We start from the raw sequence: 13,510 nt of genomic DNA, 5'->3' as shown, positions 1-13,510 counted from the left end.
ACGTTGTACACAGCATCCCGGCGGATGGATCAGAAGCCGCCGCAACGAAAGGCAGAACACTCATGAGCATCGCAATCCTCGTCGTCCTCAGTGGCCTCGCCGCATGGGGCACGGTGTCGACGGTGCTCGTCGCCAGCCGCGACGGCTACCGTCAGGTCCCCGCGCAGCACTGAGCCCCGCCGCTCCGCGACAGCACCTCATCGCGTTCCGACGCCGTCTCCCGACCGGGAGGCGGCGTTCTCGCGTCTCCGGGGGCTGGTGCCGCTCCTCGGGGAGCGCCTCCCCGCCGCGGCTCCCGGGGGTCGACCATCGGCTCGCCCCGCACACGACGACGGGCCCCCGACCGGAGTCGAGGGCCCGTCGTCGTGTGCGGTGCGGCTACTTCGCGGCGGTGCGGCGGCGCAGGCGCGCGACCGTCATGCCCAGACCGAGCAGCAGAGCGGCGATCCCGGCGGCGAACGCGGGGGTCGCGTCCACTCCGGTCTCGGCGAGGTGGTGCGAGCCGGCGACCGGAGCAGTGGTCGGCGTCGGCGCGGGGCCCGTGGTGGGCGGCGTGGTCGGCGCGGGCGTCGGCTCCGTGGTCGGTCCGGGAGTCGGGGTGCCCGCTCCGGCACCGGCCGCGACGGCGAAGCCGACGCTGATCTCGGTGCCGGTGGTGTCGAGCGCGAACGTCGCGGTGTGCGCGCCGCCCGCCAGACTCTCGTCGATCGGGACCGAGAACGAGGCGCGACCGGTCGAGTCGTCGGTGACGGCCCGGGTCGGATCGATCGTCGCGGTGCCGACGACGGTGCCGTCGACGCTCGCGGTCACGGTGGTGTCGGCCGCGGCTCCGGTGCTGAACAGGAGCGAGGAGAGGTCGACGGTCATGGTGTCGCCGACCGCGTACTCGCCCGAGTCCGGGACGTTGTCGGTCAGGCCGATCGTGCGCTGCACGGGGTCGGGGCTGACGGTGCCGAGGTCCTGGATGTAGCCGACGAAGGCGTCCAGGTCGATGCGGCCGGAGTCGGCCGTGCCGGTGCCCTCGGTGAAGGTGCTGAAGCCGTCGCCGCCGCTCGCGAGGAAGCTGCTGGTCACGACGGTGAAGGTCGCGGCCGGGTCGATCGGCTCGTTCTGGAAGAACACCTGCGAGATGCGCGAGCCCTCGGGCGCCGTCGCGTCGAAGACGTAGGTGAGGTCCTTCGAGGTGGAGAGGTTCAGCTGCGGGTGGCTGGAGCTGCCCACCCACTGCTCCTCGAGCAGGTCGGAGATCTGCTCGCCGGTCAGCTGCAGGGTCACCAGGGTGTTCGCGAAGGGCTGGGCGTCGGAGGCCTCGGCGTAGGTGACCACGCCGTCCGCGTCGCCGGGCTGGTCCGGAGTCGCGGTGTAGGACAGGTCGTCGCGCAGGCCGCCCGCGTTCGAGAAGGCGATCTGCGTGCCGAGCTCACGGGTGGCCCACAGCTGGGCGTCCGAGACGAGGTTGCCGAGGGTCGACTCCGAGCCGCGGTTGGTCGTGGTGCCGTCCGGGCGGTAGGCGCGCGAGATGTCCTCGGTGATGGTGCCGACCTTCACGCTGCCCTCGCGGACGGCGACGGCCTGGGCGTCGGCGACGATGGTCTCGACCTCGGGGTCGGGCTCGAAGGCGCCGACGACGATCGTCTTGGCCGGGTCGTCGGAGGTCGGGTCGTCGACGACCTTCGTCAGCGGCACGACCTCGCTGGTGAGCGAGGTGAGCTGCTTGGTCGCCGGGTCGACGGTCAGGGACATGCGGCCGATGTTCTCGGCGTAGCTGCCGGTCTGCGACACGACGGTCGGGAAGGCCCGGCCCGCGTCGATGCCCGCGTCGTACTCCTGGTGGCTGTGGCCCGAGACGATCGCGTCGACGTTCGGGGCGACCGCGTTGACGATCGCGCCGAACTTGGGGTCCGCCTCCGGAGTGTTCAGCTCGGCCGCGTCGGCGTCGGCTCCCTCGTGCAGGAGCAGGACGACCACGTCGGCCTCGTCGTTGGCGGCGTCGCCGTCCTGGAGCTGCGCGGCGACCTCGTTGACGTTCTCGGCGATCGGCTCGATGGAGAGCGTCGAGATCGTGGCGGGGCTGACGAGCTTGCCGAGGTCCTCGGTGATCGCGCCGATGAAGGCGACGGAGACGCCGTCCTGCTCGGTGATCACGTACGGGGAGTAGGCGCGCTCGCCGGTCGCGGTGTCGTAGAGGTTCGCGTTCACGTACGGGAACGCCGAGGCGTCCACGACGCGGCCGTCGACGTCGGCGCGGCCCTGGTCGAACTCGTGGTTGCCCAGGGTGCTGACGTCGAGGCCCATCGCGTTCAGCGAGTCGAGCGTGGGGATGTCGCCCTGCACCTTCGACACGAAGGTCGAGGCGCCGATGTTGTCGCCGGCCGAGACGAACAGCGTGTTCGGGTTGGCGGCGCGGTAGGAGTCGACGGCACCGGCGAGCACGGCGGCTCCGGCGACGGCGCGGTCGGCGGCGAGCCGCCCGTGGAAGTCGTTGATCGAGAGGATGTCGATGGCGACATCGCCCTCGGCCGCCGCGGCGGGCGTGGCGCCGAGGAGGGCCGCTCCGGCGACGGCGCCGACGGCGGTCGCGGAGAGGAGTCGGGTGAGGCCGCGTCGGCCCGGGGAAGTACTGCGCATCGTGAAGGGGACTCCAAGCATCGAGCGGTGGATCCGGAGAGGATTCGTGCCGCGTGAGGGGGTTATTCCCAGACAACCCGACGGCGGAGCCCAGGTCAAACGTTCTGGAGACGGCTCGCCGCCGCGTTTACGAGAAGTTAACTCGCCGACGCTCAGCCGACGCGCAGGATGGGAAGGAACGGCGTGAGGTCCGCGCGCACTCCGGAGGCGTGAATCCGCCCGCTCGCGAGACCCTCGCTCCACGGCAGCGAGCCGGTCGCGAGCGGCAGCCAGGTCGCCGCGTCCATCTCGATCACGTTCGGCGGAGTCCCGCGGGTGTGGCCCGGGCCCTCGACGCACTGGGCCGCGCCGAACGGCGGAACGCGCACCTCGACGCTGCGCCCGGGGACGTTCGTCTCGATGATCTGCAGGAGGAACCGCACCGCCGTCGCCGTCGTGTTCCGGTCCGCTCCTCCAACGAGCGCCGCCCGCACCGCGGACTGCCCGCTCGCCTCGTCGATCCTGCCCTTGGCCATCCACCCATCCTGCCGCCGCCGCTCGCTCCCGGAGGCCTCCGCGGGGCTCCGCCCGGCGTGTCGGCGTCCGCAGCGCCGCCCTGCGGAGGAGGACGTCACAGGGACCAGCCCCGGCGCGGGGCGCCCTATCCTGTCAGGGTGAAGATCCTCGTCCTCGGTTCGGGTGCCCGTGAGCACGCCATCATCACGGCTCTCCTCGCGGAGGAGGAGCACCACGAGATCATCGCGGCGCCCGGCAACGCCGGCATCGCGCGCGACGTCGAGGTCATCCACTTCGACACGAACAGCCCCCGGCTGGTCAGCGACTTCGCGGTGGAGCAGGGCATCGAGCTCGTCGTCATCGGCCCCGAGGCGCCCCTGGTCGCCGGAGTCGCCGACGCGCTCCGCAAGCGCCGCATCCCCACCTTCGGCCCCGACCGGGCCGCCGCCGCACTCGAGGGCTCGAAGACCTTCGCGAAGCGCGTGATGGACATGGCCCGCGTGCCCACCGGCCGCGCGACCCGCGTCTCCACCCTGGTCGACGCCACCCGCGCCATCGACGAGTACGGACTCCCCTCGGTCGTCAAGGCCGACGGCCTCGCCGCGGGCAAGGGCGTCCTGGTGACGGAGTCGCGCAGCGCCGCGATCGCGCACGCCGAGTTCTGGCTGCAGTCCGGCGACGTCCTCATCGAGGAGTTCCTCGCCGGCCAGGAGGTCTCCCTCTTCCTCCTCTCCGACGGCCACGACGTCGTCCCCCTCTCCCCCGCGCAGGACTTCAAGCGCCTGAGCGACGGCGACGAGGGGCCGAACACCGGCGGCATGGGCGCCTACTCCCCGCTCCCCTGGCTCGCCGACCGCTGGGAGAGCGAGCGCGCCTTCGTCGACGAGGTGATCGACACGGTCGCCATCCCGACCATCCGCCAGCTCGAGCGCGAGCGCACCCCCTTCGTCGGACTCCTCTACTGCGGCCTCATCGTGACCGACGCGGGCCTGCGCGTGATCGAGTTCAACGCCCGCTTCGGAGACCCCGAGACCCAGGTCGTCCTCCCCCGCCTCGCCTCCCCGCTCTCCGCGCTGCTGCACGCGGCGGCCACCGGCGCGCTCGCCTCCGTCCCGTGGCCCGCGTTCACGGACGAGGTCGCCGTCACCGTCGTCCTCGCGAGCGAGGGCTACCCCGAGAACGCCGTCACCGGACGGACCATCACCGGACTCGACGCGGCGGCGGACGTCCCCGGCGTCACCATCGCCCACGCGGCGACCCAGCTGGTCGACGGGAGCTTCGTCGCCACCGGCGGCCGCGTGCTCAACGTCGTCGCGCGCGGCGCCGACTTCGCCGAGGCGCGGGAGCGGGCGTACCGCGCGCTCGACCTGATCCACCTCGACGGCGGGCTGTATCGGAGCGACATCGCGGCGAAGGTCGCGCAGTAGCGCGACCTCAGCGTGATGTCGGCCACGCCGCTCCCCGCGCGGCGTGGCGCAGTCAGCTGGGAGAGTGGCCGGGTCTCGGGGAGCGATCGGCGCGTACGACACGCTCGGCACGCGTTCCGGTCGACGCCTCGAGGGTGGCCGGGGGTGGAGTGGACCCGCGCTCGGACTCGGACCTCCGCGACACGGGCTCGCGGCGGAGGTCGGTCGCCTCGCGGGGGGGCGGGTCAGGCCAGGGTGCGGAGAGCCTCGGCGAGGTGGGGGTGCGCGAAGGTGAAGCCGGCGTCCTCGAGGCGGGCGGGCACGACCCAGCGGGACTTGAGCAGGAGCTCGGACTCGGTGCGGAGCAGGAGCGTCGCGGGCTCGAGGACGAAGCGCGGAGCCGGCACGCCGATCCGGCGGCCGACGGCGGCGCGGAGCAGCCGGGAGAGCTCGGTGTTGTCGCTCGGATTCGGCGACGCGAGGTTCACCGGCCCGTCGAGGGTCGACTCCTCGAGGAAGCGGATCGACCGGTGGACGTCCTCCACGTGGATCCAGCTGAAGTGCTGACGGCCGCGGGTGCGCCGGTGCTCGTGGTGCACACCGGCCTCGCGGCGCGCGCGCGTCGAGGGCCACGGCCCGTCGAACTGCGGACCGCCGAGGCCGAGCCGCGCCAGCCGCAGCAGGATCGCCGTCGCCGGACCGTCTCCGAGCACGATGGACATCCGCAGCGCCACGCGCCGCACGCCGGGCGTCTCCCCGGCGAAGAACTCCGACTCCCACGCCCGCGCCACGTCGACCGAGAAGCCCTCGCCGAGCACGCCCTCGTCCTCGGTGTTCGCCCGCTCCTCCTCGTGCCGGTAGATCGTGGCCGTGCTCGCGTTCATCCAGACCGGCGGAGGAGTCGCGGCCGCCGCGACCGCCCGGTGCAGCTCCCCGGTGGTCGCCACGCGCGAGCGGAGGATCTCGCCGCGGTTCGCCGCGGTGTACCGGCAGTCGACGCTCTTGCCGGCCAGGTTCACCAGGAGGCGCGCACCGTCGAGCACCCGGGTGATGCCGGCGGTGTCGCCCCAGCGCGCGTCCGGCCCGGAGCGGCCGATCCTCCGCACCGTCCAGCCGTCGGCCGTGAAGCGGCGGGCGAGGTCCGTCCCGAGGAATCCGCTCGCACCGGCGAGGACGACGACGGGGTCAGCGGTGCTGCTCATCGCCCCATCGTGCCGCACGGCGCCGGAGTCACGGGGAGGACTCGTCGCAGGCGCGCTGCCGGGACGCGGAGTGGGTGGAGGCGGGCCTCGGTCAGCCGCCGAGCGACCCCGCATCGCGGAGGAGACGCGCCGCGGCGAGCGCCCCGGCCAGCCGCTCGGCGAACCCCGGCGGCACCTCGGCGGGCAGCGCGTCGACCGGCCACCAGGCCACGTCGTCGCTCTCGTCGCTGACGCTCACCGGAGCGTCAGGATCGGCGATCGCACCGTAGCCCACGTCCCAGTGGCGGGAGCAGCGGCCGAAGCCGTCGCCGAGCGCGTGCCGGTCGAGGTCGAGGGGCAGGACGCCGAGCGGCTGCAGCCGTGCCGCTCCGCTCTCCTCCCGCGCCTCGCGGAGGGCCGCGTCGGCCGTGGAGTCGTCGCCGGGCTCGACATGACCGCCGAGCTGCACCCAGAACCGGCCCTTGCGGTGGAAGCAGAGCAGCACCTGCGCCAGATTCGGCGAGAGCACGAAGCAGCTCGCCGTGACGTGCTCGGGGCCGCCGTCGCGCTCGAGCGCCGACTCGCCGCGCTGCTCGAGGAACGCCAGGTACTCGTCCCGCAGGTCCGCGAGCGCGCCCGCGTCCCACTCCCGCAGCTCGCCCGCCAGCCGCGTCCCTCGCTCCCCCGTCACGCGAAGGACCCTACCTCCCCTCCGGGAGCTGCCCCTCCGGTGCGCTGCACGGCGTGCGTGGCGTACCGGAGCGGCGTCTCGCGGAGAGAGGAGGGACGGGAGCGTCAGACGGAGAGGCCGGAGAGGCCCTCGCGGTCGACGCGGCGGTGGAAGCGCATGCCGGCGAGACCGCCGAGCACGGCGCCGACCAGCGCGACGACCAGGGCGGCGAGCGCCGTCACGACCGCCGCGGCCGTGGCGTCGCCGGCGTCCAGGGGGATCGTCGGGAAGCCGCTCACCGCGGAGAGCGCCTGGCTGCCGCCGGTGATCGCCGAGACGATGCCCACGACGATCGCGACGACGACCGCCCAGGCCCACACTCCGACGCCCTGCTTCGCTCCGCTGAAGCGGGCCATGCGGCCTGCCACGTAGCCGCCGCAGTAGTAGGCGACGAGGAGGATGACCAGCAGTGCGATCGCGCCCGCCCAGCCGAACGCGGCGGGGTCGGCCGCGAGGTCGCCGGTGACGTCCTGGGTGCCGATGACGGCGGCCCCGATCGCGGTGACGAGGGCGGTCAGGAGGACGGCGAGTCCGGTGGCGGCGAGCCAGCCGAAGAAGGCGCAGCCGATCTTGAAGCCGCCGAAGCGGTCGCGCTCGCGCTGGTGGATGTCCTTGCGCGCGGCCGCACGGGCCTGCTTCGCCTCGGCGGAGTCGGGGTCGACGGGCGCGCGGTGCTCGGGGACCGAGTGCGCGGAGTCAGAGCGGTCCGTCGAGGCGGAGCGGTCCGTCGAAGCGGAGCGGTCCGAGGAGGCGGAGCGGTCAGGAGTCGCGGAGCGGTCCGTCGCCGCAGCCGCTCCCGTGTCCCCCGCGGAGTCGATGCGCGCCGTGCCGCCCGCCGCCGAGCCCTCTGCCCGTCGCGGCAGTCCGCCGTCAGCCGGATCCCTGTCTGTCGTGCTCATGTCGAACCTCCTGGCCGAGCGCCCCGAAGAAGGGCGACACGCTCAGTCAAGACCCAGGGAGCCCTCGGTGTCGCGGGCTTGACGACACGACGGAGCGGTCCGGTCGTCAACCCCCTGCGCCCCCTCCCTCCCACCCGCTTGCATGGAGGCACCGACCGACGACACGAGAGGGAGAGTCATGACTCCGGAATCCCCCGAGCAGACACCGCCCGGCACCGAGGCCGAGCTGACGCCGAAGGCCGACCACGGCGAGACCAGCTACCGCGGCACCGGCCGCCTCAGCGGCAAGGTCGCCCTCATCACGGGCGGCGACAGCGGCATCGGCAAGGCCGTCGCGATCGCGTTCGCGCGCGAGGGCGCCGACGTGGCGATCTCGTACCTCGACGAGCACGACGACGCCGAGGACACCGCGACGTGGGTCCGGGAGGCCGGCCGCGAGGCGCTGCTCCTCCCCGGCGACCTGCAGGACCCGGCGCACTGCCGCGCCGTCGTCACCGAGACCGTCGAGCGCTTCGGCCACCTCGAGGTGCTCGTCAGCAACGCCGCCTTCCAGATGAGCCGCGAGAGCGTCACCGACATCCCGGACGAGGAGTGGGACCGCACGATCGCGACGAACATCAGCGCCTACTTCCATCTCGTGAAGTCGGCGCTGCCCCACCTGAAGGAGGGCGCGTCGATCATCGCGACGAGCTCGGTGCAGTCCGACCAGCCGTCGTACCAGCTGCTCCCCTACGCCGCCACGAAGTCGGCGATCCTCAGCCTCACCGCCTCGTTCGCGCAGGCGCTCGGCGAGAAGGGCATCCGCGCCAACTCGGTCGCGCCCGGCCCGATCTGGACGCCGCTGATCCCCTCGACCATGCCGGAGGAGGCCGTCGCCGAGTTCGGCGAGCAGGTCCCGCTGGGCCGCCCCGGGCAGCCGGCCGAGGTGGCCCCCGCCTACGTCCTCCTCGCCTCCGACGAGGCGAGCTACATCAGCGGGTCGACGATCGCCGTCACCGGCGGGAAGCCGATCCTCTGATCACGCTCCAGGGCACCGCTCACCCGCAGGATTCCGCGATAGGTTCCTGCGGGTGAGCGTCCACATCCGCAGCATCGAGACGGCGGTGCCGACCACGGTCCTGCGCCAGTCCGAGGTGCGCGACCTCTTCGCGTCCCAGCCCGCGATGACCCGTCTGGGGTCCCGCCTGATCGGCGCGGCCTTCGACGCGTCCGGGATCGACACCCGCAGCACGGTGGTCGACGAGCTCGACCGGGTCGAGCGGGAGGGTGCGAGCGTCTTCTACGACGCGGGGAGCGGCCTGGTGCTCGACCCGGGGACCGCCGCGCGCAACGCCGTCTACACCGAGCGCGCTCCCGAGCTCTTCACGGAGGCGGCCCGCCGCGCCCTCGCGTCCGCGTCGATGACCCCCGAGGACGTCACCCACGTGGTGACGGTCTCCTGCACCGGCTTCTACGCCCCGGGGCCCGACTACCAGCTGATCCGCCGCCTCGGCCTCGCGCCCTCGACGCAGCGCTTCCACCTCGGCTTCATGGGCTGCTACGGCGCCTTCCCCGGTCTGCGCGCCGCCCGCCAGTTCTGCGAGGCCGACCCGGAGGCGGTCGTCCTCGTCGTCGCGGTCGAGCTGTGCACCATCCACCTCACGAGCTCCAACGACCCGGAGCAGATCGTCGCGACCTCCGTCTTCGCCGACGGCGGTGCGGCGGCCGTCGTCACCGCCCGCGAGGCCGCGCCCGGCACCCCGGTGCTCGAGCTCGACGCGCTCGCCACGACGCTCACCGACGAGGGCGAGACCGAGATGGCGTGGACGATCGGCGACCACGGCTTCTCGATGCGGCTGAGCACCTACGTGCCCTCGATCATCGGAGCGAACATCGAGGCGGCCGTCGCCCCGCTGCTGGCCGGCGCCGAGGTCGAGCGGAGCGACGTGCAGCGCTGGGCGATCCACCCCGGCGGCCGCAGCATCCTCGACAAGGTGCAGGCCTCGCTCGCCCTCAGCGACGAGCAGCTGGCCCCGTCGCGCGAGGTGCTGCGAACCAACGGCAACATGTCGAGCGCGACCGTCCTCTTCATCCTGCGGCGCCTGCTGCACGGCGAGGCGGCCGACGGCGAGCGGATCGGCGCGATGGCGTTCGGGCCCGGACTCACCGTCGAGCTCGCGCTGCTCACCAAGCGGGGCGGGGAGTGACTCCGCGCGCCCCTCTCGCGCCGGATCTGCGCCACCGCGAGGTCTCCGAGCAGGAGCTGATGGACGACCCGGACTGCGACCGGACCCTGCTCGATGCCACCTACGCCCGCTTCGGCACCGTGAACCGGCTGGTCTCGGGGTGGCGCGGCCTCTACCGCTCGCGCCTGCGTCCGCTGCTGCGGCCCGACGAGCCGTTCCGCCTGCTCGACATCGGATCGGGAGGCGGCGACGTCGCCCGGTCCCTCGCCGGCTGGGCCCACGAGGACGGCCTCCGCCTGGCGATCACCGCCGTCGATCCGGACGAGCGCGCCTCCGCGTTCGCCACGTCCACGCCCGCGCCGCCCGGAGTCGAGTTCCGCCGCGCGAGCAGCGCCGACCTGGTCGCCGAGGGCGAGCACTTCGACCTGGTGACCTCCAACCACGTGCTGCACCACCTGTCGCCGGAGTCGCTCGCCGACCTGCTCGCCGACAGTGAGCGCCTGGCCCCGCGCGCCCTCCACAACGACATCGAGCGCTCGCGGCTGGCCTACACGGCCTACCTGCTGGCCACACGACCGATCGCGGCCGGCTCGTTCCTCCACTACGACGGGTCGCTGTCGGTGCGGCGCAGCTTCACCGCCGCCGAGCTGCGGGCTGTGGCGCCCGAGGGGTGGCGGGTCGAGCGCGCGGCGCCCTACCGGCTGCTGCTCGCGCGGGGCGAGGTGTGAGGACGCGGCGGAGGGTGAGCGCTTCCGGTCCGCTCTGGCTGCGCGCCGCCGCTGTCAGCTACTCCGCCAACTGCGCCCTCGGCACCGCCGTCGCCACCGGCGCTCTCCGCACGGGCCGCTGGCACTGGATCCATCACGCGCTCTACATCTGCACGTCGACGCTCACCGCTCTGGCCTGGGCGACGCTGCGACGGTCGGACACCCGCGCCGCGTCCGCGCTGGCTCCCGCCGCCGTCCCGCTGGCGGTGATCCCCTTCGCGGGGACGCACGGACGTCAGCACCCGGCGATCGCGCTGGCGGCGGCTCCGTTCGTGCTCGCCGCTCTCGGGCGGACGCGGCGGCCGGCGCGGCGCCGAGGAGTGCTCCAGCGTCTCAGAGCCGGGTCAGCCCTGCGCTGACGCGCCCCGGCTTCTAGCGCGGGGGCTCGACGTCGCGGTCGGGGTCGGAGCGGTACGAGCGCAGCGCCTGCCAGCCGGCGATCGCGAGGATCAGCGCGCCGCAGAGCATCGTCAGCAGGTTCGGCACCGAGAAGCCGCTGCCCACGACCGAGTTGATGCCCGCGCCGAGCACGAACACACCTCCGAGAAGGTAGAAGATGACCCTCGTCTTCACCGTTCCACCGCTTCCCTCGAGCCTGCACAGGACCCTCGATGCTACCGCGCGCGCCCCGGGCCGCCGCCGCTCCCCCCTCTGCGCGATCGATCGGGGCAGGATCGAGGCATGGAGTTCCTCGATGTCGTCCGGCGCCGGAAGACCACCAACGGCGCGTTCCTGCCCGACCCCGTCTCCGAGGAGCACCAGCGGCTCCTGATGGAGGTGGCCGGCCGGGCGCCCTCGCAGCTCAACAGCCAGCCGTGGCGGTTCGTGCTCGTCGAGGAGCGCGAGACGATCGACCGGATCGCCGCGATCAGCGGCGAGAGCATGACCACCGCGATGTCGAACGGCACGTTCTTCGAGCGCTACAAGCCCTACTTCCGCTTCAGCAGCGAGGAGATGGAGCAGCGGCGCGACGGGATGCTGTTCGACAAGCTGCCGGCTCCGCTCCGCCCCTTCACGAAGCAGGTCTTCACGAAGCGCGGGCAGTTCCTGATGAACTCCCTCCGCGTCCCGCAGACGCTCGGCGAGGAGAACCGCCGGCTCGTCGCGGGATCGCCGCTGCTGCTCGGGGTGATGCTCGACCGCTCCGAGTACCGGCCGGGCGAGCTCTCCTCCTTCTACTCGGTGTTCAGCATGGGCGCCGCGATGGAGAACGTCTGGCTGAGCACGGTCGAGCTGGGGATGGGGATCCAGTTCGTGTCGTTCCCGATGGAGGTGCCGGGAGCGTGGGCGCGGATCGAGTCGCTGCTCGCCGTGCCCGACGAGCTGGAGCTGATGGCGGTGTACCGGCTCGGCTACCTGCCTCCGGAGCAGCGGCGGCCGGCGATCGACTGGTCCTCGCACCAGCGGAAGCTTCCGTCGCAGTACGTCTTCCGCGGCACCTGCGCGACTCCGCAGGAGGGGTGGGACGCGCCGGCCGGGCCGTGACGGGATCCTGAGCGGCGCGGCCGGCACCCGGAGGTGCCCGCGCTCGCTCCCGGGCCGGCCCCGGCCGACGGGAGATCCGCGACGGAGCATCGACTCTCGCTACATGCGTCGGCTAACGTGGCGCCCAGCACGCCCGGCAGTGCTACGTCCCGTCCGCGGGACTGTCAATGGGGGTCCGGCGTGTCTCCCGCCCGATTCCCCGCACCGGGGTCCGAGCGGATACCGTCCCCCGAGGAGCCGTCCGCCAGGGCCGGCCCGATGAACGAAGGGGGCCCGTGGCCACGCTCATCTACGGACCGCAGAACCTCGAGATCGAATTCGAGGAGCGCGTCCTCGCGCACCTGAAGGTCGCCGTCCTCTCGAAGCTGCGCCGCAACGAAGCCTTCTCGCTCTCGTGGATGGAGGACGCCTCCACCGGACACGGCCGGAGCTCCGTCTGGCTGCACCCGTCGGTGCCGCTGCACTTCCGCTTCACCGAGGCGCACCAGCCCAAGCTCAACCGCGCGTGGATCGAGCAGATGCTCAGCGTCGCCAGCATGCACGGCGAGCTCTCGGTCCTGCCGGAGCCCGAGGAGCAGCGCCAGGGCTCCTGAGCTCCGCCGCTCCTGGGCCCCGCTGCCCCCTGATCGCACGGCCGTCAACCCCGTCCCCTCTGCGGGGGACGCGAAGTACCGTCGAGAAGACGTCCCCGGAACCATCGGCGGACGTCGACGGACGGAGACGACCATGACGGACACCGCGCGAGCGACCGGCCTGCCCACCCTCACCCCGGTGCGGACGCTCCGCAAGGAGCAGCCGATCGAGCCGCGCCGCGTGCCGGACTCCGTCTCCGTCGGCTCCCAGCCGGTCATCGGCTGCCGGATCGACGTGAGCGGCCGCTCCTTCGTCGTCGAACTCGACATGGCCGGCATCTTCCTGCGCCAGGTGCGCCGGAGCCTGCGCGAGGGTGAGGGCGGCCTCGTGCTGCTGCGCCACGTCGACGGGATCGAGATGATCCCGTTCTCGCGCGCAACGCCGTTCGACGTCTCGGACATCGTCTGCCCCGAGGGCGTCGAGCCCGCGGACGCCCGCTCGGCCCTGGGGCTCCGCGACCGCTGATCCGCGACGGGTGGCGTGCTCCGCCCCGCGCCCGCCCTTGAGCGGGATCAGTTGGGGAGCGACGCCTCGATCAGGTCGACGATCCGCGGGTCGTCGGGCTCGACCGTCGGGCGGAACCGGTGGACCGTGCCGTCGGCCGTGATCAGGAACTTCTCGAAGTTCCACTTCACCCGGCCGGCCTTGCCGTTCTCGTCCTCCGCCTTGGTGAGCTCCGCGTAGAGCGGATGCGCCGAGCGGCCGTTGACGCGGACCTTCTCGAACATCGGGAAGGTGACCCCCCAGGTCGTCGAGCAGTACGCCTTGATCTTGTCCTCGTCGCTCAGCTCCTGGAGGAACTGGTTGCTCGGGAAGCCGAGGACCGTGAATCCGCGCTCCCCGTAGCTCTTCTGCAGGGCCTCGAGCTTCTCGTACTGCGGGGCGAGGCCGCAGCGGGAGGCGACGTTGACGATCAGCCGCACGGGCGGGTAGTCGGCGAGGGTCGACGTGGTGCCGTCGATCGTGGTGAGGGGGATGTCGGCGATCGTGTCGGGCACGGAGGGCTCCTTCGGACGTGGTGCGTCGACGCTACTCCCCGCCGCCGAGGGAACCCCGAGTCGTGGAGGCGGCTCGCTGCGGGTTCCCGCGACGGTCCGGGGTTCCCTCGGCGCGCACCTGCC

The 13,510-nt window shown here is 72.9% G+C and carries 15 protein-coding genes; 8 read left to right on the top strand and 7 right to left on the bottom strand.

The window, feature by feature from the left end; translation table 11 throughout:
- Nucleotides 1–378: 378 nt before the first annotated feature.
- Both C5C50_RS07550 and C5C50_RS07545 read right to left on the bottom strand, forming a co-directional pair.
- The gene (locus C5C50_RS07550; protein WP_104250787.1) at nucleotides 379–2,649 is read right to left on the bottom strand and encodes a bifunctional UDP-sugar hydrolase/5'-nucleotidase; all 2,271 of its coding nucleotides are present in this window, start codon (nucleotides 2,647–2,649) and stop codon (nucleotides 379–381) included.
- A gap of 131 nt (nucleotides 2,650–2,780) precedes the next feature.
- Nucleotides 2,781–3,143 (bottom strand): sterol carrier family protein, encoded by a 363-nt coding sequence (locus C5C50_RS07545; protein WP_104273200.1) that lies wholly within the window; start codon nucleotides 3,141–3,143, stop codon nucleotides 2,781–2,783.
- Between the two features lie 138 nt (nucleotides 3,144–3,281).
- On the opposite strand from C5C50_RS07545, the gene purD reads away from it, so the two are divergent.
- Complete coding sequence (purD, locus tag C5C50_RS07540) at nucleotides 3,282–4,550, top strand: phosphoribosylamine--glycine ligase (RefSeq protein ID WP_104223771.1); 1,269 nt, start codon at nucleotides 3,282–3,284, stop codon at nucleotides 4,548–4,550.
- Between the two features lie 224 nt (nucleotides 4,551–4,774).
- On the opposite strand, the gene C5C50_RS07535 is transcribed toward purD, so the two are convergent.
- The 3 genes from C5C50_RS07535 to C5C50_RS07525 all read right to left on the bottom strand — a co-directional run bounded on the left by C5C50_RS07535 (nucleotide 4,775) and on the right by C5C50_RS07525 (nucleotide 7,339).
- Nucleotides 4,775–5,731, bottom strand: coding sequence for an epimerase (locus C5C50_RS07535; protein ID WP_104273199.1), 957 nt, complete (start codon nucleotides 5,729–5,731; stop codon nucleotides 4,775–4,777).
- 91 nt (nucleotides 5,732–5,822) lie between these two features.
- Entirely contained in the window at nucleotides 5,823–6,401 is a 579-nt protein-coding gene (locus C5C50_RS07530) for an NUDIX hydrolase (protein ID WP_258066408.1), read from the bottom strand.
- 104 nt (nucleotides 6,402–6,505) lie between these two features.
- On the bottom strand, nucleotides 6,506–7,339 hold the full coding sequence (locus C5C50_RS07525; protein ID WP_258066724.1) for a hypothetical protein: 834 nt from the start codon (nucleotides 7,337–7,339) through the stop codon (nucleotides 6,506–6,508).
- Nucleotides 7,340–7,517: 178 nt separating this feature from the next.
- Between C5C50_RS07525 and C5C50_RS07520 the strand changes: the two genes are divergently transcribed.
- The 4 genes from C5C50_RS07520 to C5C50_RS07505 are packed head-to-tail and all read left to right on the top strand — an operon-like array spanning nucleotide 7,518 to nucleotide 10,630.
- Nucleotides 7,518–8,357 carry an SDR family oxidoreductase gene (locus C5C50_RS07520; protein ID WP_104247379.1) on the top strand — a complete coding sequence of 280 codons (840 nt, stop codon included), beginning with the start codon at nucleotides 7,518–7,520 and terminating at the stop codon, nucleotides 8,355–8,357.
- A gap of 52 nt (nucleotides 8,358–8,409) precedes the next feature.
- A complete protein-coding gene (locus C5C50_RS07515) occupies nucleotides 8,410–9,525 on the top strand; it encodes a type III polyketide synthase (RefSeq protein WP_104273198.1) in 1,116 nt (371 codons plus the stop codon).
- Nucleotides 9,522–10,232, top strand: a complete 711-nt coding sequence (locus C5C50_RS07510; RefSeq protein WP_258067701.1) for a class I SAM-dependent methyltransferase — start codon at nucleotides 9,522–9,524, stop codon at nucleotides 10,230–10,232. Before C5C50_RS07515 ends, C5C50_RS07510 begins: the two co-directional genes overlap by 4 nt.
- A 14-nt stretch (nucleotides 10,233–10,246) precedes the next feature.
- Entirely contained in the window at nucleotides 10,247–10,630 is a 384-nt protein-coding gene (locus C5C50_RS07505; protein ID WP_104273197.1) for a hypothetical protein, read from the top strand.
- A gap of 13 nt (nucleotides 10,631–10,643) precedes the next feature.
- Here C5C50_RS07505 and C5C50_RS07500 read toward each other — a convergent pair whose 3' ends face one another.
- Nucleotides 10,644–10,844, bottom strand: coding sequence for a hypothetical protein (locus C5C50_RS07500; protein WP_104223776.1), 201 nt, complete (start codon nucleotides 10,842–10,844; stop codon nucleotides 10,644–10,646).
- A gap of 108 nt (nucleotides 10,845–10,952) precedes the next feature.
- Between C5C50_RS07500 and C5C50_RS07495 the strand changes: the two genes are divergently transcribed.
- From C5C50_RS07495 to C5C50_RS07485, 3 genes are all read left to right on the top strand, one after another.
- Nucleotides 10,953–11,756 carry a nitroreductase family protein gene (locus C5C50_RS07495; protein WP_104256039.1) on the top strand — a complete coding sequence of 268 codons (804 nt, stop codon included), beginning with the start codon at nucleotides 10,953–10,955 and terminating at the stop codon, nucleotides 11,754–11,756.
- Between the two features lie 275 nt (nucleotides 11,757–12,031).
- Complete coding sequence (locus tag C5C50_RS07490) at nucleotides 12,032–12,349, top strand: hypothetical protein (RefSeq protein ID WP_244229547.1); 318 nt, start codon at nucleotides 12,032–12,034, stop codon at nucleotides 12,347–12,349.
- Nucleotides 12,350–12,482: 133 nt separating this feature from the next.
- Complete coding sequence (locus C5C50_RS07485; protein WP_104223778.1) at nucleotides 12,483–12,854, top strand: hypothetical protein; 372 nt, start codon at nucleotides 12,483–12,485, stop codon at nucleotides 12,852–12,854.
- 47 nt (nucleotides 12,855–12,901) lie between these two features.
- Here C5C50_RS07485 and C5C50_RS07480 read toward each other — a convergent pair whose 3' ends face one another.
- Nucleotides 12,902–13,387, bottom strand: coding sequence for a glutathione peroxidase (locus C5C50_RS07480; protein WP_258059459.1), 486 nt, complete (start codon nucleotides 13,385–13,387; stop codon nucleotides 12,902–12,904).
- Nucleotides 13,388–13,510: the final 123 nt, after the last annotated feature.

Origin of the sequence: Rathayibacter sp. AY1D9 (assembly GCF_002932395.1) — a bacterium.
Classification (GTDB): domain Bacteria; phylum Actinomycetota; class Actinomycetes; order Actinomycetales; family Microbacteriaceae; genus Rathayibacter.
Note: the sequence above shows the minus strand (reverse complement) of the source record. Positions and strands in the feature narration are given on the sequence as shown.